The organism is Methylophilus sp. DW102 (genome assembly GCF_037076555.1).
Lineage (GTDB): Bacteria > Pseudomonadota > Gammaproteobacteria > Burkholderiales > Methylophilaceae > Methylophilus > Methylophilus glucosoxydans.
Genome location: NZ_AP029023.1, coordinates 1879806 through 1900729, shown reverse-complemented (window position 1 = coordinate 1900729; position 20924 = coordinate 1879806). Strand labels below are relative to the sequence as shown.

The window sequence follows — 20924 nt, the reverse complement described above, 5'->3', positions numbered from 1 at the left end:
GAGAAAGTCTCGCCTAGTGAAATGCTTACTTACCTGCATCAAAATCATAAGTCAGCGTAAAGAATGCAGACCTCGGCGCCCCTGGTGCAAGAAAGGTTGTCGCTAACCAGTCATTGCTGTTGTAGTTGAATCCGCCTGGGCCAATGGCACCATACACAGAAGGGGAGAATGGATTTGTACCCAGGCGCCCCGCGCTGTAATACTCACGATCAAATAGGTTGTTAACCAGCAGCCCCGCCGTGAGGTTTTTGGTGAGTTTGTAGCTGGTTCTAAAGTTGAACACCGCATAACCGGGCACCTTGCCTGGATAACGAAAATTCGGCTTGGTCGCAAATACTGCACATCCGGCATCGGCATACATAATGTCACCGTCCTTGATGGAGCTTCCTGTTTGTCCACAGTTATAAGTGACGTTAGCAGCACCTGCTTGGTGCTTGTTATTTTCATTGCCGCGTACAAAGCTCTCGGAATGCATCACCCCGGTTAAAGCCACCATCCAGTCTGGTGTCAGTTCATAGCTCAAAGTGAAATTAAAGTTATGTAGCGGCACGCCTGGCATACGGTCACCAGGATGCACGCGAATTTGTTGATAGCCTGTTGCTTTATAAACAGTTCCTTCAGGTTGAAATACATTACCGGCACTGCTGTTATTCGGGCTGGCCACACTAAAAGAATCCTGAAAGGTGGCGTCTGTGAGGGAGTAGCTGGTTCTAAAGCCCCACTTACCTACCTTGCCTTGCAACCCCATTTCTAAGCCTCTGCGGCGGGTATTGCCGATGTTCTGAAAAAAGCTACGCTCAGGCGTAAAAGAAACAAAGTAGATGTCATCCGTCAGGTCCGTCTGGTAAATAGTTGCGTTCCACTGCACTTGTGGGGTGAGATAGCCGCGCCCACCAAACTCCAGTGTTTCCGAACGCACTTGTTTTAAATACGGATCCCCTGAGAGAGTGCTGGGCAGGCTACAAAAGCGCCGTTGTTGCAAGCTCCGAGGCGCATAGACAGGGGTGCCATCCTGCTGCTGCCCAACTTGAACCGGGGTATCATCGAAGGCGCAACCTAACTCAATAACACTTGGCGTACGTGCACCACGATTCAAATTAGCATATAGATTCAGAGTTTCTGTAGGCTGCCAGGTCGCACCCAGGCTTGGGTTGAATGAACGATAGGTAAATTTTTCTGTTTCGCCTGGCCCGATAGCCCCCAGGCCGTTAGCCAAGTCGATAGAAAATGGGATAATTGTGACCGAAGGACATTCGTCTGCTGTAACCGTTCCATCGTTATTGTTGTCATAACATAATTGTTGAGTTTCAATAAAATTTTTGAATGCCGTCGGTCCATTCAGACCCAAATAATTATTAACCGCCAATTCATTTTTAATATGGGTGATGTTATAGCGACCAGCAGCAGTAAATGCCCATTCTTTGGTGGGCGTCCAAGTTTCACTAAACAGCAGGCTTTTGGTGATGCTATTGCCTGCAAAGTCATTTAACCCCAACTTTTGGCTGGCGGCAGCAAACTCATAGCCAACATTGGCAGGGTCTAGGTAGGCTTTACGTTGGTTAGTTAACAACCCCAGATATTGTCCACTGGTGTAACTGGCATCTGAAGCATCCACGGAGGCACCTACCATGAATTTGTGCTTTTCCAGGTTCCAATTGAACTGCATAGCCGCGCCATCAGTTACTTGGTCAATATCAGTTTCGGTAATTAATGCGGTAGGTGTACCTTCAATATACCCAGAGCACTGACCACGAACTCCAGTGGGTGATGCACTTGCATCGCAATCAGCACCATTACGCTGAACAACGATTCCTGTGACAGGATCTCGCACTAAAATTCCAGTAGGAGAGCCGAGCCCCGGTGTGCTACTGGGGAATTGCTCTACGATATTGTTTCCTTGAGAATCTAATGCAGGGGTATAGATTGGATTGTATGCAAGTATGTTTGCAAAGCCATTAGCATCAAAATAATAAGCATCAATGACACCATTTGTTGCATTAAACTTTTCTCTTACTGTAGCTTCACCATAATTCTGAGAGAATAATTTTGGATTCAATATCTCACTTTGAGTATTGTAATTTCTAAGTGCCCATAGTTGCCGTGCTTTTTCTTTCCACGCCTCACTAGGGCCAGTGCTATTAGAGTCATACTGCCCTCCCCACAATGGCATCGTCCCTACGATATTGCCATCCTTATCTAATACATTTTGGGTTCCCTGATTTGGATCAGCGGCAACATTTGCATTCGTACCGATAACTAAGTTTCCATTTATATCAGTAATGGGGTTGCCACTTGCATCAAGTGCAACGTTGTAAATAAAGGTTTGTGTGAGATCTGGATCAGGTAAACCATCACGATCAAGATCAGCAAAACTGTTGACCAGTTGCTCACCTGGCAATGGCCGTCTGGTTGCGCCGCCACTAAAGTTCTGATTAATATCGCCTGTACTGGAGTTACGCCTACTCTTGCGTTTGTAAACTTGCCCGGTGATGTTAAAGGTTTCACTGACATCCCAGATGCCATTCAGCTGAAATTGCAGTAAATGGTTTTTGGTTTGGTCCGGGCTGGTGAAAATCTGGCTGTTATCTTGTTTGGCCATTTCAGTCGGCAGCAAACCGTTACCAACCAGCTTGTTACCTGCATAGAGCATGCTTAAGCCCAGTTGCAGTTTGTCATTGCGCCACTCGCCTTTAGCAAATATCTGATTCACCTCACTGGGTGAATTCACACGCCAGCCGTCTTCTCTGAAGATATTGGCCGCGGCAAAGCCAGCCACCACACCGTTATTGCCGCTCACAGACCCTTGAAACTGGTTACGCTTGAAAGAGCCTCCCAGGTATTCCACGGTGCCTTCGTTGCTGTCAAAACCGCTTTTGGTTTTCATACTGATGGCGCCACCGAGGGTGCCTAGGCCGAATAAGGGATTCGAGCCTGGGAAGACGTCCAGGCTGTTGAGCGCGTTCATGGGGATCATGTCCCAGTTCACCACATCCCCAAACGGTTCGTTCACGCGGATGCCGTCCAGAAAAACGCTTAAGCCTTGTGAGGTGCCTAGCTGAGGACTGGCAGTGAAGCCCCGATAAGTGACGTCCATCTGGAATGGGTTGCTTTGGTAGTCGTTAATATTGACTGATTGCAACTTGCTGTTCATGAGGTCAGTCAGGCTGACGGCTTTAGACTCTTTGATCTCTTTGGCGCTGATGCTTTGTACGTTGCCAGGGATCTCTTCTTTGGTCACTGCTAGACCGCGCAAAGGACCCACATCGTAACGACGCTTGGCAATGGTCTCGATTTTTTCGAGTTGAAGGTCTTGCGCTTCTAGTTTTGTGACGCGCTGTATATACAGCGTGTTGTCATTTAACTTCGCTTCAAGCCCGGTATTTGCCAGTAGTTTTTGCAACGCCTCCTTGCTACGCATGGTGCCACTCAACGCGGGGGCTTGTTTATCTGCCACCAGTTTATCGTTGTAGGTGATGTTTAAACCTATTTTGGCGCTCAGTGCTTTAAGTGAGGCTGCCAGTGGTTGGGCTGGCAGGTAGATGGTGATTTTTTGCGAGAGTAGAACGTCTTCTTCTGACTGCGGCAACTTGGTATTAAGCTCTGCCGCCCATAAAGGGTTGAGCCAGATCGGCTGGCTGCTAAAGCAGGCGGCGATGGCTGCGCCCAGAATCAATTTTTTTGGTGTGTGCATCTGACTTCCCCGTTACTTTTTGGCTTGTTATTGCCTTAATGCACGGGGCGTCAAAACCCTGATATCTCGATTGCAAAAAAATGTAATGATGTGAGCCAAGTTTATTTGGCTTGCGTATAGGTTTCTAGTTGAATGCCTTCTGGGCTGCGGTGCACGCGCACATTGGCGATGCGGGGCAGGGTGGCGATAAAGCTGTTGCTGTCTTTAATGGCGACCACGGCGCTGATTTTTTCGCTGGAGTGCTCATCGCTGGTGACGGGTTGGGGCTGGTAGCGGGAGAGTGTTTCGGCGATTTCTGACAGCGATGCCTGATTAAATACCAAGGTGCCGCTAATAAAGCGGAAGTAGTCCTTGGCACTCACTTGTGGGCGAGCTTGCAGGCCGTGCTGGTTGATTTCAGCGACCTGGTTATTTTGCAGGATGAGGCCTTGCTGATCTTGCTTGTTGAGCACTTGTACCTTGCCGTGATCGACGCTGACACGTTCAAGCTGTTTGAGTTTGTTGACGGCAAAGCGTGTGCCCAGCACGGTGACTTTCAGGCGCTGGGTTTCTACTACAAACGGGCGGTCGCGGTCTGGTTGCACTTCAAACACGGCTTCACCTTGCAGCAGGTCAATGTGACGCTGGTTGCGGTAGTACTTGATCTCAATACGCGAGTTGGCATTGAGTGTGACACGGCTGCCGTCGTCCAGCGTTTGTGTGCTGAGTTGAGCGGTGGTGGTTTGCGCGGCGAGTTGTAGCGTGGGCGCGCTTTGCCAAACCTGATATTGGTGCAAGCCAGCCCAGCCTATGCACAGCGCCGCGATCACGCTGGCCACCGTGCCTGCCAGTTTCTGCCGCGATTTTTTGCGCTCGCTCTGTTTGAAGAAAGCATCAGCCTGTTTGGCCTGCGCCAGAGATTGCAGCTCGGTGACCGAGTCTATGCCTTGCCAGGCTTCGCTGATGCTACGGTATTCTTGTTGATGCAATGGGCTTTGCATGAGCCAGGCTTCAAACTGGCTGCGTTCCGGCGCGTCTGGTGCCGCTTCTTGCATGCGGATAAACCAGCGGGCAGCTGTCTCAGCGATTTTTTGATGGGCCGACATGCGCTTATTTGAGAAACTGCTCGCGCGCCGCACGCAGGTCAAGCAAGGCGCGGATCAGGTGGCGTTCGACCATGTTGAGGCTAATGTTGAGTTGCGTTGCAATGTCTTTTTGCGCATGGCCTTCAATGCGGTACATGACAAACACCTGGCGGCATTTGGGGGGTAAATCCTGAATGATTTGGGTGACCAGTTCCAGCCGTTGTTTGATGTCTGCCAAGTGTTCGACGGAAATCGTGACGGGTTCTTCCAAGTCTGCCTGCTGCTGATACTCGGCAAAATAACGTTCTTTACGGTAATGCTCAAGCAGCAGATTTTGTACGATGGTGCGCAAATAGGCATGCGGTTCTTGCCCGCGGTTGGGGCTGGTGGTCAGGGCAAAGCGCAGAAAGCCATCATGCAAAATATCCTTGGCATGATGCTGGCATTGCGTTTTACGGCGGATGCCGGGTAGCAACGTGCTATATGCCCAATGAAGATTAATGCCATGCCATAACATGCGAATTTGCCAGTAAGGTGAACTTGTTTGGCATCAGGCAAGGATTGTACCGTGCAGCCAGCATGGGCTAACTTGTTGTTTATCATGATTTTTATAAATTCAAGCTGTGACTTTGGTTGTGAGTATATGGTTGATATCAACCATATTGGTTTAAATGAGCCAGGGAATGGTGGCCGGTTTGCTCACAAACATTATCTGCCGCTGGCATCGCTGAAATGCCGCATGGTTTGCTAAAATAGTCGTTTTATTTTGATCTGGCTGACATGACACGCAAACTTCTGGTGACCTCCGCCTTGCCTTATGCCAATGGCAGTATCCATCTGGGCCATTTGGTTGAATACATTCAAACCGATATCTGGGTGCGTTTTCACAAGATGCAGGGGCATACCGTGCATTATGTTTGCGCGGATGATACGCATGGCACGCCGATTATGTTGCGTGCTGAAAAAGAGGGCATTACCCCTGAGGCGTTGATTGAGAAAGTCCACGCTGAGCACAGCAGTGACTTTGCCGAATTTTTGGTGCAGTTTGATAACTACTATTCCACCAACTCGCAAGAAAACCGCGAACTGGCCTCTGGCATTTACAAGGCGCTCAAGGCCAACGGTAAAATCGCCAGCAAAACCATAGAGCAATATTTTGACCCGGTGAAAAGCATGTTTTTGCCGGATCGCTTTATCAAAGGCGAGTGCCCCAAGTGCCACGCCAAAGACCAGTATGGCGATAACTGTGAAGTGTGCGGTGCGACCTACAGCCCGACCGATTTGCTGAATCCCTATTCTGCCGTTTCTGGTGCGACGCCAGTACGTAAAGAGACCGAACACTACTTCTTCAAACTCAGTGAATGTGCAGACTTTTTGCGTGACTGGACACGATCTGGCACTTTGCAGGCCGAAGCGGCTAACAAGATGAGCGAGTGGGTGGGCGAAGCGGGCGAGAACAAACTCTCTGACTGGGATATTTCGCGCGATGCGCCTTATTTTGGCTTTGAAATCCCGGATGCGCCAGGCAAGTATTTTTATGTCTGGCTAGATGCGCCAATTGGCTACATGGCCAGCTTCAAAAATCTGTGTGCCAAAGCTGGTTTGGACTTTGATGAGTACTGGAAAAAGGATTCTTCGACCGAGCTGTATCACTTTATCGGCAAGGATATTCTGTATTTTCATGCCTTGTTCTGGCCAGCCACGCTGGAATATTCCGGTCACCGCACGCCTACGCAGGTGTTTGCGCATGGCTTTTTGACAGTGAATGGCGAAAAAATGTCCAAGTCGCGCGGCACGTTTATCACGGCGCGTAGCTACTTGGAACATGTCAAAAATCCTGAATACTTGCGCTACTACTATGCCGCTAAACTGAATGGCAGTATGGAAGATATCGATCTCAACCTGGAAGATTTTGTTGCCCGGGTGAATAGTGATCTGGTGGGTAAATATATCAATATCGCCAGCCGCACAGCCGGCTTTGTTGCCAAAAAATTCGATCACCAAGTGAGTAAAGCGCAGCACGCCGTGATTGACGAGATGCGCGCAGCCGCGCCTGTGATTGCCGAAGCCTATGCCGCGCGTGATTTTGCGCGTGCTTTGCGTGAAATCATGAAGCTGACCGATGCCGCGAATGGCTATGTCGCCGAAGCGGCGCCGTGGGTGGTGGCTAAAGACGAAAGCAAGGCGGCTGAGCTGCATACCATTTGCAGTAATGCGCTGGAAATGTTCCGTCTGTTGACCATTTATCTGAAGCCAGTGTTACCAAATATCGCCAGTGCGGTGGAGGCTTTCTTGAACGTGCCAGCCTTGCAGTGGTCACATGTGAACCAAGGCCTGGCTGCGCAAACGATCCAGGCTTATAGTCATATGGTGACGCGTTTGGAGGCCAAGCAAATCGAAGCCATGGTGGAAGCCAATAAAGAGAGCCTGCAAGCGGCAGCGCCAGCCAAGGCTGAAGTAAAGGTAGAAGCGAAAGCCGAAGCCAAGGCGGCAGAAGAGGGTGCGTATATCTCGATTGATGACTTTGGCAAGGTGGATTTACGGATTGCCAAAATTGTCAGCGCCGAGCACGTAGAGGGTGCAGAGAAGTTACTCAAGCTGCAACTCGATATTGGCGAAGAGAAGCCGCGTCAGGTGTTTGCCGGTATCAAGTCCGCTTATGACCCGGCGACGCTGGTGGGGCGGCTGACTGTGATGGTGGCTAACCTGGCGCCACGCAAAATGAAGTTTGGCATGAGTGAGGGCATGGTGCTGGCCGCCAGTGATGAGCGGGGCGGACCTTATATCCTCTCACCTGACAGTGGTGCGCAAGCAGGGATGCGTGTGAAATAATGGTTGCATGCGCATCAGGCGGTTTTCTTGGGCTGTCATGGACGCGATGTTTGCGCCAAATCAACAAAGAGAAGATCGTTTGCTGCTTTAATGATGGCTTGAAAAGTTCGCTAACACATTGATTTATATTATATTCAATCATATAATATAAAGTTATAGATTGTTTCACGGATGCTCCATCACCCAATGGCAACCCCTTTAGCAGTGAGCAGTGCAAATCCCTGGCAGGGGCTGGATGTCCAGTCCGAGTGGGAGCGGTTTAGTCAGCGTGATGCTTCTGCCAACGAGGTGTGGACCTCGCATGTCTGGGTTGATAGCATGCATTGTGCCGCCTGCAGCGGCCGCATTGAGCAGACATTGAAACAAATGCGTGGTGTGCTGGCTGTGCATGCCAGTGCCGCTTCCAAGCGCGTCCGTGTGGTATGGGATGCGCATCAAACTTCCCCCTCGCAATGGTTTGCCGGTCTTAACGAGATTGGCTACCCAGCGCTTCCGCTTAACGAATACAACGCCATCAGCGACAGAACCGTGCAGCAGCGCAAGATGCTGTGGCGCCTGGTGGTCGCCGTCTTCTGCATGATGCAGGTCATGATGTATGCCTATCCCACTTATTGGACAGGCAGTAATGACATGGCGCCTGACATGGTGCAGTTGATGAAGTGGGCATCATGGGTGCTGACACTGCCCGTGATGCTGTTTTCTGCGACGCCGTTTCTCTCCCAGGCCTGGAACAGTCTCAAACAACGCCAGTTAGGCATGGATGTGCCGGTGTCACTGGGCATACTGGCTGCCTTTATCATGAGTACGCTGGCCACGTTTGTACCGGGTGGCTGGTGGGGCGATGTGGTCTATTACGATTCGCTGACCATGTTTGTCAGCTTTTTGCTGGTCGGCCGCTGGCTGGATGTGAAGCTGCGCAACCGCACGGCAGGCGCGCTGGAAAACATGATGCGTCGCTTGCCACATGCGGTGCTCAAAAAGAATGAAACGGGCGAATGGGTGCAAATCGCCGCCAGCAACATCAATGTGGGCGATGTCTTATATGTACGCCCTGGTGAAGTGTTTGCCGCGGACGGCAAGGTGCTGGTAGGCAATACCAGTGCCGATGAATCCATGCTGACAGGCGAGTCAGACCCGGTATTGAAACCTGCCGGTGCGACTGTGATTGCCGGTTCGGGTAACCTGACTTCGGCGATTGAAATGCAGGTGGAGCAAGTGGGTGAGGGTACGCAGTATCATGCGCTGGTGAACCTGATGGCCTCTGCTTCAACCGAGAAACCTGGCATCGCCTTGCTGGCTGATAAAGTGGCGCAACCGTTCTTGTGGGGTGTGCTGCTGGCCGCGCTGTATGCCTTGGTTTTCTGGTGGACCACCGATCCGGCCAAAGCGATTATGTCGGCGGTGGCGGTGCTGGTGGTGACTTGCCCTTGTGCCTTGTCGCTGGCAACGCCTGCGGCCATGCTGGCCAGTGCGGGCACGTTTGCCAAAGGCGGTGTGCTGATCCGCCGTCTGCAGGCGATTCAGGCCCTCAGCGAAATTGATACCATTGTATTTGATAAAACCGGAACCCTGACCGAGAGCTTGCAAGAGGTCAGCGCGGTCGAAATGGCCGCCGGACAAGACCATCAGTGGTTGCTGGATGTGATTGCCAGCATGAGCCGTGATTCCCTGCATCCGGTGGCGCAGGCCTTGCATGTATTTGCCACCCGGCAAGACGCGAGTGACCAGCTGGAGATGCAGGACTGGCAAGAAATTGTGGGGGGTGGCATGTCTGCGACCTTGATCACACAGTCTGGTGATTCCATGCCATTAAAATTGGGCAATGCTGAATTTTGCGGGATCACGGTCAAGCCGGAACACGAGGCGTTGCGAGTGGTCTATCTGGCTAGCAATGGCCAAATGTTGGCGACATTAGCGTTGTCTGAGCAAGTGAAGCCACACGCCAAGGCGGCTGTTTCACAATTAATTGCATCCGGGCTTGATATTCAACTGTTATCTGGTGATAGAATAGCGGCCGTTAAAAACCTTGCATCACAACTGGGTATCCAGCGAGCAGCAGGGTTACAAAAAGCAGAAGATAAGCTGCAGCATGTCAAGCAGCTGCAACAACAGGGGCGGAAAGTGTTGATGGTAGGTGATGGTTTGAATGACGGCCCTGTCATTGCAGCAGCGCATACTTCTATTGCAATGGGTTCCGGCGTCCCTTTGACGCAGGCACAGGCCGATATGGTAGTGTTGGGCAATGATATCGGCGTGCTGGTTTCGCTCATTTCACACTGCAAAAAAACCATCCTCATCGTAAAACAGAATTTGTTGTGGGCGGCGTTGTATAACGCGGCTGGGGTGCCTTTGGCGATTATGGGGCTGTTGCCTGCCTGGTTAGCCGGGTTGGGGATGGCGGCCAGTTCGTTACTGGTACTGTTAAATGCATTGCGATTGACCGACTGGGATAAGTCGGCCTGGCAGAAAGGTTAGGCATCGCTCAATGGAAATTGCATACTTACTGATCCCACTGGCAGTGTTGCTGGTGTTTGTGATTTTGGGTGGCTTGTGGTGGGCTATTCAAACCGGGCAATTTGAAGACCTTGAGGAAGAGGGATCCAGAATTCTCGAGCAGGATTAGGAATTCTCAAGCAGGAACGGGGATTCTTAAGCAGTATTGATGTGAGTCAAATCAAATTTGTGACATCTCTGAGAATATCAGGGTGAACAACTAGAAGTTTTTTTAGTGTTGGGTGTTTGTTTTAATCATTGGGAGAAATCCATGCAAAATGCAACCGTGAAGGCTGCGACCTACAACGATAGTGTAGTCCGCCAGTTCGCAATCATGGCAGTGGTTTGGGGTGTTGTGGGTACACTGATGGGCGTGATTATTGCGTCCCAGCTGGTGTGGCCAGAGCTGAACCTGGGCCTGCCGTTTACCTCTTTTGGCCGCTTGAGACCACTGCATACCAACGCAGTGATTTTTGCGTTTGGTGGCTGTGCGCTGTTCGCGACTTCTTACTACGTCGTGCAACGTACCTGCCAGACACGTCTGTTCAGCGACAAATTGAGTAGTTTTACTTTCTGGGGCTGGCAAGCGGTGATTGTTTCCGCTGCGATTTCCCTGCCACTGGGTTATACCCAAGGTAAGGAATACGGCGAACTGGAATGGCCAATCGACATCCTGATTGCAGTGGTTTGGATTGCTTACGCGGTCAACTTCTTCGGTACCATCGGTATCCGTAAAGTGAAGCATATCTATGTGGCTAACTGGTTCTACGGTGCATTTATTCTGGCGGTGGCTTTGTTGCACATCGTTGAAAGTGCTGCGATTCCAGCAGGCTACATGAAGTCTTACTCTGCTTACGCTGGCGTACAAGATGCGATGGTGCAGTGGTGGTATGGTCACAACGCTGTGGGTTTCTTCCTGACAGCGGGCTTTCTGGGCATGATGTACTACTTTGTGCCTAAACAAGCTGAGCGTCCTGTCTACTCTTACAGCTTGTCTATCGTGCACTTCTGGGCACTGATCTTCACTTACATGTGGGCGGGTCCTCACCATCTGCATTACACTGCTTTGCCTGACTGGACACAGTCCTTGGGTATGGTGTTGTCCCTGATCCTGTTTGCACCAAGCTGGGGTGGCATGATCAACGGTATCATGACCTTGTCTGGCGCATGGCACAAACTGCGCACAGACCCAATCTTGCGCTTCCTGATTGTTTCCCTGTCTTTCTACGGTATGAGTACCTTTGAAGGTCCGATGATGGCGATCAAGACTGTGAACGCCTTGTCTCACTACACTGACTGGACCGTGGGTCACGTGCACTCGGGTGCGCTGGGCTGGGTTGGTTTCGTGTCTATCGGTTCCCTGTACTTCCTGATTCCACGTTTGTTTGGTCAAAAACAAATGTACAGCGTGAAAGCGATTGAAGTGCACTTCTGGATGGCAACCATCGGCGTGGTGTTGTATATCGCTGCGTTGTGGATTTCCGGCGTGATGGAAGGCTTGATGTGGCGTGCCATGAACGCTGACGGCACATTGGCGTACACCTTCGTTGAAAGTGTGAAAGCCAAGTTCCCATACTACTTCACACGTGCATTGGGTGGTTTCCTGTACATGAGCGGTTTGAACATCATGTTGTGGAATACATATAAAACAGCAACTAACGGCAAAGCAGTCACTGTAGAAGTGCCCGCTGTGGTTGCTCACGCTTAAGGAATTCACTATGGCTACGCATCAAAACAATAGTGGCAATTTTCACGAAAAGATTGAAACCAGCAACTTCCTGCTGATCGTGCTGACCTTCATCACGATCTCGTTTGGTGGTCTGGTCGAAATCGTGCCTTTGTTCTTCCAGAAGTCAACCACCGAGCCTATCCGTGGTCTGGAGCCTTACAACGCGTTGCAACTGGCTGGCCGTGACATTTATCTGCGTGAAGGTTGCTACAACTGCCACTCACAGATGATTCGTCCTTTCCACGCTGAAACGCTGCGTTATGGTCATTACTCGGTTGCTGGTGAGTATGTTTATGATCACCCGTTCCAGTGGGGCAGTAAGCGTACGGGTCCTGACTTGCACCGTGTAGGGGGCAAGTACAGTGATGACTGGCACCGTGTGCACCTGCACAACCCACGTGATGTCGTGCCTGAGTCCATCATGCCAGCCTATCCATGGTTGGAAGAAAACCTGGTTGACGACAAAACCATTGGTGACCATATGGCTGCGCTGCGTAAAGTGGGCGTGCCTTACACCGACGCGCAGATCAAGGCTGCTGGGGATGAAATCAAAGGCAAAACCGAGCAGGACGCACTGGTGGCTTACCTGCAAGTGTTGGGTACACACCTGAAATAAGGAGACGCGCCATGGATATCAACATACTACGCATATTTTTTACAGTACTGAGTTTCGTCCTGTTTGTGGCAATTTTGATTTGGGCATGGCGCAATCGCAACTCCGCGCAATTCAAGGACGCGCAAAATCTGCCGTTCGACCAAGACTAAACACTGCGCGGAAAGGTTAAGGAAAACATCATGAATGATTTTGTAAATGGTTTTTGGCCGATCTGGATTTCGACCATTACCTTGGGCGGGATTGCTTTCTGTGTCGGGTTGCTGATTTTTGCAAGCCGCGTCAAAGTGCCTTTGGATAGCGATAACACCAATGGTCACGAATGGGATGGCATCAAGGAGATGAACAATCCGCTGCCAATGTGGTGGGTAGGGTTATTTATCATTACCGTAATTTTTGGCCTGACCTATCTGTACCTGTTTCCAGGCTTGGGGACTTACAATGGCAAGTTCGGCTGGTCGGAAGTCAAGCAGTACGAAGCTGAAGTGGCAAAGAACAATGCCAAGATCGCCCCGCTGTATGCCAAATATGCAGCCATGCCGGTAGAAGAAGTGGCCAAAATTCCTGAAGCCCGCGACATCGGTAAGCGTATTTTCTTGAACAACTGTGCTGCTTGTCATGGTTCTGACGCCAAAGGGAGCCGTGGCTTTCCTAACCTGACCGACAATGACTGGTTGTATGGTGGTTCACCTGATACGATCAAGCTGACTATCAACAATGGTCGTAATGGCATCATGCCTCCTATGGCTGCTGCTGTTGGTTCTGAAGAAGATGTGAAAAACGTCGCCAACTACGTATTGAGCTTGTCTGGCAGTATTCATGACTCTGGTCGTGCCAATGCCGGTAAAGACAAATTTGTGGTGTGTGCTGCTTGCCATGGCCCAGAAGGTAAGGGCAATCAGGCGATTGGTGCACCTAACCTGACAGACAACATCTGGTTGCATGGTCAAGGTGAAGCCGCGATTATCAAGCGTATTCATGAAGGTAAAAACAACGTGATGCCAGCCTGGAAAGAAAAATTCAGCCCAGAGCAAATTCATCTGCTGACTGCTTATGTTTGGGGTCTTTCCAACAAATAGGCGAATGCAGATAACTCATGAGCGATATTAAACAAAACGCTGTGAACAAAACCACCATCCCTGAACAGGAGGTGGTTTTGTCACTTTATAAATCCGCAGATAAGATCTATGCCCGTAGCGTCTCCGGTCTGTTCAATAACTGGCGCTGGGTCATGGTGTGGGCTACGCAACTGTTTTTTTATGGCGTACCCTGGTTACAATGGGATGGTCGTCAGGCCATGCTGTTTGACCTTGATGCCAAACGCTTTTATATCTTCGGCCTGATTTTTCATCCGCAGGACTTGATCTATCTGTCGTTTTTGCTGATTGTGTCTGCGCTGTCGCTGTTTCTGTTTACGGCCATTGCCGGTCGCTTGTGGTGTGGCTACACCTGTCCGCAAACGGTGTATACCGAGATTTACATGTGGATGGAAAATAAAATCGAAGGCGATCGTATCGCACGTATGCGCCTCGATGATAGCAAATGGAATCTGAACAAGCTCACGCGCAAATCGCTCAAGCAGTTTGCCTGGATCGCCTTTGGCTTGTGGACAGGCGTGACGTTTGTCGGTTATTTCTCCTCCATCCGCGAGCTGGTGCCCAACATTGTGAACTGGCAATTGGGTGGCTGGGAAACGTTCTGGATTTGCTTTTACGGCTTTGCCACCTATGGCAATGCAGGCTATATGCGTGAGCAAGTCTGTAAATATATGTGCCCTTATGCCCGCTTTCAGAGTGCCATGTTTGATGATGACACTATGATTGTGACCTATGACGAGGCACGCGGTGAACCGCGTGGTGCACGCTCTAAAAAAGCTGGCGAGAATGCCAATGGCCTGGGCAGTTGCATTGATTGCAGTATCTGTGTGCAAGTGTGTCCGACCGGAATTGATATCCGTAAAGGCTTGCAGTACGAGTGTATTGGTTGCGGTGCCTGTATTGATGCGTGCGACGATGTAATGGACAAAATGGGCTATGCCAAGGGCTTGATCAAATACTCCACGCAGAACGGCATCACCAACCGTTGGAGCCGTCAGCAAATGCTGCAACGTTTGCTACGCCCACGCGTGATTATTTATACAACGATTTTGTTGGCGCTCACCATCGGTATGGTGGTCAGTCTCTACTTCAAGCCTGATTTCAGGCTGGATGTGTTACGTGATCGTGCCGTCATGTCTCGCTACACTGATGAAGGCATGATTGAGAACGTGTATAACCTCAAGCTTGAAAATGATACCGAAGCCGTGCATGACTACGCATTGAAGGTCACGGGGCTCGAAGGCTTGGTGGTGCATTTTGCTGACGAGAATAGCCAGGACTTCAAAGGCTTGCGGCCGTTTGAGACACGCAATGTGGTGATTGAGCTAGAGTTGCCTGATGGGGTCACCAGAGCTGGTTCGCATAAAATCTTTTTCGAAATGACGGATTTACAAACCAGCGAAGCGGTCAAAGAAAAGTCGGTCTTTATTGTGCCGAGCAACTAATGGAGCAAAGATTGTCACAACACCAAGCACAGCAGAAACCGGCCGCTAAAGCGGTTGACCAGAAAAAATGGTATCACAACCCTTATGTCTGGATGATTATAGGCGGCCCTTCTGCCGTGATTGTGGCTTCATTCATCACCTTGTATCTGGCGATTACGCATCCTGATCCAGCGATTGATGATTACTACCGCAAGGGCATAGAAATCAACAAGACGCTGGATGCACAAGCGCAAGATGGCCAGACAGATGCCATGGCGCCCGCCATCCAGGCGCGTAACCATGCGCAGACCGGCCTGAAACCTGCTGAACAGTAAACTGTCTGCCTGTTTCTCAGCGCTGACGCGCGTCTAAGCCCTGATTCAGGCGCGAACATTTCGGGTAGGGGATCAGCGTTTAGGCAAATAGGCGCACGTTGAAGCCCTGCGTGCGCAAAGCATCAGCATACTGCTGTAACAGCCGGATGTCTGGTGCTTGAATGCTGGCCAGCATGTCTTGCTGGCTAGGTCTGGCGATGCCATACAACAAAATGCCTTCAATGTTCTCTTTAAGTGGTAGCAACGCCTGCACATAGCCGGCCAATGCGGGGGTGGTGACCAGTTGGTCCGCGATACGTCGCTGCATCACAGCGGTTTGCACCCAGGTCCGGCAAGCCATGCTGCAAGTCTGCAGCCGTTGCAGGTGCAGGCTAAGTGGCAAACGCGCATCATTCACTGCCAGCATTTCCGCATCGTTGCCTGCATCCAGCTTAAACCAGACTTCTCCCCCCATCTGTTGCATTACCTTTAAGGCTTGCTGTGTCGTGATCAGATGCATTTGGCTGCCATTGGTAATGAGCCTGACCCGCGGCGGACGGTCTGTTTGCGCGCTCTGGCTCAACAATCGCTCAACCAGTGCCAAGGCTTCAGGAAATTGCGGCGAGGTGGTTGGTTCACCGTCTCCGGCAAAGGCAATATCCTGCACATCTTCCGACAATACACGCTTTGCTGAGTGCAAGTGCTGGCTTAGCCAGTGCAGGCAGGCGTTTAATTCTTGTTGCAGTTGGTCCAAGTCAATGACAGGGGAGGTGCCGCGATGCAGCCCAGGCACCTGGCAATAAATGCAATGCCAGTTGCAGCATTGATTCGGGTGCAGGTTGATGCCGATGGAAAGGCCCTGCGCACGGCGGGACCACACGGGATAAACATATTGCCAGGCTTGTTGCGCGGCCATGCGCTGTAAGGCCTCAAATAGAGACGAAGGCAGTGGCATCCCTCAGCGCTTACAGACGTCAGCAACCGCCTAGCAGGTGCTGGCGTTGAAGATGGTTTTAAGCTTTTCGTGGTCCAGAATACGGATATTCTTTTGCTTGACCTCGATAATGCCTTCTTCACTAAATTTGGAGAAAGTGCGGCTGACTGTTTCCAGTTTCATGCCCAGGTAGCTGCCGATTTCTTCACGCGTCATGCGTAAAATCAATTCGCTTTTGGAGTAGCCGCGTGCATGCAGGCGTTGCAGCAAGTTGAGCAGAAACGCCGCCAGGCGTTCTTCGGCGCGCATATTAGCCAACAACATCATGACGCCGTTTTCGCGCACGATCTCGCGGCTCATGATTTTGTGCACATGGCGTTGCAAGACGGGAATCTCACGCGACAGGTCTTCGACATGATTGAAGGGCATGACACAGACTTCGGCGTCTTCGAGGGCAATGGCGTTACAGTTGTGCTTGTCACTGACAATGCCATCCAAGCCCATGATTTCACCAGCCATCTGAAAGCCGGTGACTTGTTCACGGCCATCTTCCGAGACGACGCAGGTCTTGAAAAAACCAGTGCGGATCGCATAAAGCGTGGTGAAGGCATCGCCACTGCTATACAAGTGACCGCCTTGCTTGATCTTTTTACGGGTGGCAACCATGCCATCCAGTTTAGTCATTTCATCTGTGCTCAAGCCTACCGGCAGGCACAGTTCACGCAAGTTACAATTGGAGCAGGCAACCTTGAAACTGGATTCTGCTTGCATGGAGGGCGTCCTTGACTGACGTTGAACATGCGGCAAATTATACGCCTCTTCGGTTGCGATTTCATTGAACATGGTGTGACCTCTTCCTTTTGTATTTAGGCGCATTATGCAGCAGGCGACGCAAGCTGCATTTGACATGTGTCAAAAAGCCCTGCATTGGTTTATGGCACAGTAACGCCAGATGAACCCGTAAAGTCCAGTTTCGGGATACTGATAGGAAAGAATTTGCCAGAAACCATGAACTCCCCGTTGCTGATTACTCAAGAGCATATTGAGCGCTATGACGTCTCCGGGCCTCGTTATACCTCTTATCCGACAGCAGACCGCTTTGTTGAGGCGTTTGACGCCGCTGCTTATCTCAAGGCGGCCGAGCAGCGCAATATCAGCAACTGGACGCAGCCGCTCTCGTTGTATGTGCATATCCCGTTTTGTGCCTCGCTGTGTTTTTATTGCGCATGCAACAAGATAGTCACCAAGCGCTATGAGCAAGGCGCGGTTTACCTCAACTACCTGCAACGCGAGCTTGATTTGCACTTGGACAAGTTTGCCAAAAAGCAAACCGTCAACCAGTTGCATCTGGGCGGGGGCACGCCGACGTTTCTCAATGATGCCGAGTTGACCCAACTCATGCAGATGTTCAAGCAGGCGTTTGCCTTTGCCAAAGACGGTGAATACTCGATTGAAATTGATCCACGTACCGTCAATCAGCAACGCTTGCAACACTTGCGCGAGCTGGGCTTTAACCGCCTGAGTTTTGGCGTGCAAGACTTTGATGCCGAGGTGCAGCAGGCTGTGCACCGGGTGCAGTCTTATGCGCAGGTTGAAAGCCTGATGCAACATGCGCGCGACCTGGGGTTTGCCTCTATCAATACCGACTTGATTTACGGCTTGCCCAAACAAACCCCGGCGACCTTCCGCCAGACCATTGCCCAGATCATTCAATTGCGGCCAGACCGTATCGCGCTGTATGGCTACGCGCATTTGCCGTCACGTTTCAAGCCGCAACGCCGGATTTTGCAAGCAGACTTGCCGCATGCCGTAGATAAAATCCAAATGCTGTCAGAAGCGATTCAGCAGCTGATGCTGGCAGGCTATGTGTTCATCGGCATGGATCATTTTGCCTTGCCTGATGACCCGCTGGCGATTGCCAAGCAACAGGGCAGGTTGCACCGCAACTTTCAGGGTTACAGCACCATGGCTGATCAGGATATCCTGGCTTTGGGTGTCTCCGCGATTGGCAAGATCGGTGCTACCTACAGCCAGAATGCCAAAACCCTCGAAGAGTATTATGACTTTCTTGACCAAGGCCAGTTACCTATCGTGCGAGGGCTGGCATTAAGCCGCGATGACCTGATCCGCCGTGCCGTGATCATGGCGGTCATGTGCCATGGTGAACTGAGTTACGAATCCATTGAGCTGTCTTACATGGTCAATTTCAAGCAATATTTTCAGGCAGAAATTGCGCAATTGGCCGAGAAAGAGAAACAAGGCCTGGTCGTACTCGAAGACGATGGCCTCAAAGTCACCGAAATGGGCTGGTATTTTGTGCGCGCCATTGCCATTGTGTTTGACCGCTATTTGCAGCACGATGCCAACCGTGCAAGGTTTTCCAAAATCCTTTAAACTGCTGGCATGTTAGCCAGTTTACTCTTGACTGCTTTTGTCATGGGGCTGGCAGGCGGCCCGCACTGTGTGCTGATGTGTGGCGCTGCTTGCGGCGCCATGCAAACGCCGCCGACTCTTTCCAGTCCCCCGCGTTCCATCCCTCTGCGTGTCGTACAGACCATCCCCTGGAGTTTTTACCTGGGCCGTATGCTCGGCTATGGCTTGCTCGGCGCGATTGCTGCCGAAACCTTGCGCGGTTTGGCCTGGTTATCCAATCAGAGCCATCTGTTTCAACCATTGTGGACGTTCTCGCATACGCTGATCTTCGCCTGGGGCGTGTTGCTGCTTATCCTCGGCCGACAGCCACAATGGGCGGTGCAGCGGGCACAATTGGTCTGGGCATGGATCAAGCAACATACCAGGCATGCCAGGTCGGGCTATTTTGTGACCGGCATCGTCTGGGCCTTGCTACCTTGCGGCTTGCTGTACTCGGCGGTGATGCTGGCCTCCCTCCAGTCGCAATGGCTGCAAGGCGCACTGGTCATGATTGCCTTCGCGACCGGTTCCGCCACCATCCTCGCCTTGGCCCCCTTTTTCTGGCGCGCGGGCCAGCAAAGCCTGCCGCGCTGGTTCAGTGAAGCGGCAGGCATGCGCCTGAGTGGCGGCTTGCTGGTCGCCCTCAGCCTGGTGGCGCTGTGGATGGACGTCATGCATCACGACAAACTGTGGTGCCAGTTGTTATAGCCTTGTCTGATTGTTTGCACAAGCAGCCTCCGGGATGCTCGTTTTCGCCATCCGCATATTGCCTACCTAGTTAAATTCCGCTAACTTACGATTGTTAAATTAAATTAACAATTGGGGCGGTGATGATGATATGGATGCGCATCTGTTTTTTACTGTGGCTGATCAGTCAGTCTGGCATGCCAGCCTATGCGCAGGTACCAGAAATCCTGCTGGCACAGGTTTACCACGAAGGCATCGCTGTCAACGACTACTTGGTCAGCGAAAAGCTAGACGGCATACGCGCCGTGTGGGATGGCAAACAACTGATCAGTCGGCAGGGCCATCCCATCCACGCGCCGGCCTGGTTTGTGCAAAAATTCCCCCAACAGCCCCTGGATGGTGAACTGTGGATCGCCCGCGCACAATTTGAACGACTCTCTGCCACCGTGCGCCGCGCGCAGCCAGATGAAGCGGAGTGGCGGCATGTGGCCTATTATGTGTTTGAACTGCCAATGGCCCCAGGCACTTTCGCTCAACGTGCCCAACACATCGAGCAACTGGTTAAACGTCAGCAGAGCCCGTATCTCAAAGCCATCAAACAGTTTCGCGTGGCAGATGCCGCTGCCCTCAAACGCACGCTGGACTGGGTGGTGGCCCGCAAAGGCGAGGGCCTCATGTTGCATCAAGCCGATGCACCTTATCTGACCGGCCGTAGCCATGTGCTACGCAAACTCAAGCCACAGCTGGATGCCGAAGCCAAAGTCATCGCCTACGTGCCCGGGAAAGGTAGATACCAAGGTAAAATGGGCGCGTTATTGGTCGAAACCGCGCAAGGGATACGTTTTAAACTAGGCACCGGCTTTAAAGATAGCGATCGCGCAAACCCGCCGCCGATCGGCAGCCAGGTGACCTATACCTACCGCGATCTCACCAAAAACGGCAAACCCAAATTTGCGCGCTTTGTGCGGGTACGGCCACCGGAATAATTGACACAGAAAGGATCACACAATGAAATGGATGCTTGGATTGGTCGGCGTTTTTGTTGCAATCAACGCCTATGCGCTGGATTTAAGTGGTGTTTACAGCTGCACCGGCGATGACGCGCATGAAGGCAAATACACCGGCACAGTTACCATGAAATTGCGCCCGGAGCATAGTAAAGGCGCGGATGCCAGCTATGATTTTGAACTGGCTGTGCCGGACTATGGCACCTATAAAGGCCACGCTGCTGTGCACGGCATGCATGCGGCGATGCATTTTGCCTTGCCGATGGAAAATGGCGAATATGGCGGCAAGACGCATGATTATGGAACCGGGATTGCCGAGTTTAAGAAGAATGCCAAGGGGCAGTTGAGTTTTAGGAAGTTTTATTTTGAGCCTGGGTTTAAAGGTGGCAATACGGGAGTCGAGGAGTGCGTGAGGAAGTAATTTTTAGCATTTTAATTAGAGGTTTATGAATGTTGGATAGGTCATTTTCCTCTGTCGGCGAGTTAATTTCTTTGCCCTGCATCCCGTTCAATCTTAGGTGAAAAGTAGAAGTTGTAGGGTGGGCATGAATGCCCACGCGGATTGGTGTGTGTTGTATGTGATGTTCTGTTTCGCCTGTAGGCGAGTTACTTTTCTTTGCTTGCACA

19 protein-coding genes are annotated in these 20924 nt (G+C 51.3%); 14 read left to right on the top strand and 5 right to left on the bottom strand.

Annotated features, from left to right (window positions below; all coding sequences use genetic code 11):
- Positions 1–25 precede the first annotated feature (25 nt).
- The 3 genes from AACH41_RS08775 to AACH41_RS08765 form a co-directional block, all read right to left on the bottom strand.
- Positions 26–3691: a TonB-dependent receptor gene (locus AACH41_RS08775; protein WP_338654518.1), complete on the bottom strand. Its 3666-nt coding sequence runs from the start codon at positions 3689–3691 to the stop codon at positions 26–28.
- A gap of 101 nt (positions 3692–3792) precedes the next feature.
- Complete coding sequence (locus AACH41_RS08770) at positions 3793–4776, bottom strand: FecR domain-containing protein (protein ID WP_338654515.1); 984 nt, start codon at positions 4774–4776, stop codon at positions 3793–3795.
- Between the two features lie 4 nt (positions 4777–4780).
- Positions 4781–5272: an RNA polymerase sigma factor gene (locus AACH41_RS08765; RefSeq protein WP_194747977.1), complete on the bottom strand. Its 492-nt coding sequence runs from the start codon at positions 5270–5272 to the stop codon at positions 4781–4783.
- A 51-nt stretch (positions 5273–5323) separates the two neighbouring features.
- Between AACH41_RS08765 and AACH41_RS08760 the strand changes: the two genes are divergently transcribed.
- From AACH41_RS08760 to AACH41_RS08715, 10 genes are all read left to right on the top strand, one after another.
- Positions 5324–5506, top strand: a complete 183-nt coding sequence (locus tag AACH41_RS08760) for a hypothetical protein (RefSeq protein ID WP_338654512.1) — start codon at positions 5324–5326, stop codon at positions 5504–5506.
- 29 nt (positions 5507–5535) lie between these two features.
- Positions 5536–7587, top strand: coding sequence for a methionine--tRNA ligase (gene metG, locus AACH41_RS08755; RefSeq protein ID WP_338654510.1), 2052 nt, complete (start codon positions 5536–5538; stop codon positions 7585–7587).
- A gap of 186 nt (positions 7588–7773) precedes the next feature.
- Positions 7774–10062 carry a cation-translocating P-type ATPase gene (locus AACH41_RS08750; protein ID WP_338654509.1) on the top strand — a complete coding sequence of 763 codons (2289 nt, stop codon included), beginning with the start codon at positions 7774–7776 and terminating at the stop codon, positions 10060–10062.
- Positions 10063–10072: 10 nt separating this feature from the next.
- Positions 10073–10210, top strand: coding sequence for a cbb3-type cytochrome oxidase assembly protein CcoS (gene ccoS, locus AACH41_RS08745; RefSeq protein WP_194747968.1), 138 nt, complete (start codon positions 10073–10075; stop codon positions 10208–10210).
- A gap of 141 nt (positions 10211–10351) precedes the next feature.
- Positions 10352–11788 (top strand): cytochrome-c oxidase, cbb3-type subunit I, encoded by a 1437-nt coding sequence (gene ccoN, locus AACH41_RS08740; RefSeq protein ID WP_338654508.1) that lies wholly within the window; start codon positions 10352–10354, stop codon positions 11786–11788.
- A gap of 10 nt (positions 11789–11798) precedes the next feature.
- A complete protein-coding gene (gene ccoO / locus AACH41_RS08735; RefSeq protein ID WP_194747962.1) occupies positions 11799–12425 on the top strand; it encodes a cytochrome-c oxidase, cbb3-type subunit II in 627 nt (208 codons plus the stop codon).
- Between the two features lie 11 nt (positions 12426–12436).
- Positions 12437–12574, top strand: coding sequence for a cbb3-type cytochrome c oxidase subunit 3 (locus AACH41_RS08730; protein WP_194747960.1), 138 nt, complete (start codon positions 12437–12439; stop codon positions 12572–12574).
- A gap of 30 nt (positions 12575–12604) precedes the next feature.
- Complete coding sequence (ccoP, locus tag AACH41_RS08725; RefSeq protein WP_338654506.1) at positions 12605–13501, top strand: cytochrome-c oxidase, cbb3-type subunit III; 897 nt, start codon at positions 12605–12607, stop codon at positions 13499–13501.
- 17 nt (positions 13502–13518) lie between these two features.
- The gene (gene ccoG, locus AACH41_RS08720) at positions 13519–14964 is read left to right on the top strand and encodes a cytochrome c oxidase accessory protein CcoG (RefSeq protein WP_338654504.1); all 1446 of its coding nucleotides are present in this window, start codon (positions 13519–13521) and stop codon (positions 14962–14964) included.
- Between the two features lie 92 nt (positions 14965–15056).
- A complete protein-coding gene (locus AACH41_RS08715) occupies positions 15057–15278 on the top strand; it encodes a FixH family protein (protein ID WP_228518788.1) in 222 nt (73 codons plus the stop codon).
- A gap of 79 nt (positions 15279–15357) precedes the next feature.
- On the opposite strand, the gene AACH41_RS08710 is transcribed toward AACH41_RS08715, so the two are convergent.
- Positions 15358–16212 carry a hypothetical protein gene (locus AACH41_RS08710; RefSeq protein ID WP_338654502.1) on the bottom strand — a complete coding sequence of 285 codons (855 nt, stop codon included), beginning with the start codon at positions 16210–16212 and terminating at the stop codon, positions 15358–15360.
- A gap of 30 nt (positions 16213–16242) precedes the next feature.
- Entirely contained in the window at positions 16243–16962 is a 720-nt protein-coding gene (gene fnr / locus AACH41_RS08705) for a fumarate/nitrate reduction transcriptional regulator Fnr (protein ID WP_338657593.1), read from the bottom strand.
- A gap of 237 nt (positions 16963–17199) precedes the next feature.
- Between fnr and hemN the strand changes: the two genes are divergently transcribed.
- From hemN to AACH41_RS08685, 4 genes are all read left to right on the top strand, one after another.
- On the top strand, positions 17200–18585 hold the full coding sequence (gene hemN / locus AACH41_RS08700; RefSeq protein ID WP_338657592.1) for an oxygen-independent coproporphyrinogen III oxidase: 1386 nt from the start codon (positions 17200–17202) through the stop codon (positions 18583–18585).
- A gap of 9 nt (positions 18586–18594) precedes the next feature.
- Positions 18595–19311 carry a sulfite exporter TauE/SafE family protein gene (locus AACH41_RS08695; protein WP_338654501.1) on the top strand — a complete coding sequence of 239 codons (717 nt, stop codon included), beginning with the start codon at positions 18595–18597 and terminating at the stop codon, positions 19309–19311.
- Between the two features lie 122 nt (positions 19312–19433).
- Positions 19434–20276 (top strand): DNA ligase, encoded by an 843-nt coding sequence (locus tag AACH41_RS08690; protein ID WP_338654499.1) that lies wholly within the window; start codon positions 19434–19436, stop codon positions 20274–20276.
- 22 nt (positions 20277–20298) lie between these two features.
- On the top strand, positions 20299–20718 hold the full coding sequence (locus tag AACH41_RS08685) for a hypothetical protein (RefSeq protein WP_275355607.1): 420 nt from the start codon (positions 20299–20301) through the stop codon (positions 20716–20718).
- Positions 20719–20924: the final 206 nt, after the last annotated feature.

Coding starts and splice junctions, on each gene's coding strand:
- ccoP (WP_338654506.1), top strand. CDS start 12,605: ATGAATGATTTTGTAAATGGTTTTTGGCCGATCTGGATTTCGACCATT.
- hemN (WP_338657592.1), top strand. CDS start 17,200: ATGAACTCCCCGTTGCTGATTACTCAAGAGCATATTGAGCGCTATGAC.
- AACH41_RS08715 (WP_228518788.1), top strand. CDS start 15,057: ATGATTATAGGCGGCCCTTCTGCCGTGATTGTGGCTTCATTCATCACC.
- AACH41_RS08730 (WP_194747960.1), top strand. CDS start 12,437: ATGGATATCAACATACTACGCATATTTTTTACAGTACTGAGTTTCGTC.
- ccoG (WP_338654504.1), top strand. CDS start 13,519: ATGAGCGATATTAAACAAAACGCTGTGAACAAAACCACCATCCCTGAA.
- AACH41_RS08770 (WP_338654515.1), bottom strand. CDS start 4,776: ATGTCGGCCCATCAAAAAATCGCTGAGACAGCTGCCCGCTGGTTTATC.
- AACH41_RS08695 (WP_338654501.1), top strand. CDS start 18,595: ATGTTAGCCAGTTTACTCTTGACTGCTTTTGTCATGGGGCTGGCAGGC.
- AACH41_RS08765 (WP_194747977.1), bottom strand. CDS start 5,272: ATGTTATGGCATGGCATTAATCTTCATTGGGCATATAGCACGTTGCTA.
- AACH41_RS08685 (WP_275355607.1), top strand. CDS start 20,299: ATGAAATGGATGCTTGGATTGGTCGGCGTTTTTGTTGCAATCAACGCC.
- AACH41_RS08775 (WP_338654518.1), bottom strand. CDS start 3,691: ATGCACACACCAAAAAAATTGATTCTGGGCGCAGCCATCGCCGCCTGC.
- ccoN (WP_338654508.1), top strand. CDS start 10,352: ATGCAAAATGCAACCGTGAAGGCTGCGACCTACAACGATAGTGTAGTC.
- AACH41_RS08710 (WP_338654502.1), bottom strand. CDS start 16,212: ATGCCACTGCCTTCGTCTCTATTTGAGGCCTTACAGCGCATGGCCGCG.
- fnr (WP_338657593.1), bottom strand. CDS start 16,962: ATGCAAGCAGAATCCAGTTTCAAGGTTGCCTGCTCCAATTGTAACTTG.
- metG (WP_338654510.1), top strand. CDS start 5,536: ATGACACGCAAACTTCTGGTGACCTCCGCCTTGCCTTATGCCAATGGC.
- ccoS (WP_194747968.1), top strand. CDS start 10,073: ATGGAAATTGCATACTTACTGATCCCACTGGCAGTGTTGCTGGTGTTT.
- AACH41_RS08690 (WP_338654499.1), top strand. CDS start 19,434: ATGATGATATGGATGCGCATCTGTTTTTTACTGTGGCTGATCAGTCAG.
- ccoO (WP_194747962.1), top strand. CDS start 11,799: ATGGCTACGCATCAAAACAATAGTGGCAATTTTCACGAAAAGATTGAA.
- AACH41_RS08750 (WP_338654509.1), top strand. CDS start 7,774: ATGGCAACCCCTTTAGCAGTGAGCAGTGCAAATCCCTGGCAGGGGCTG.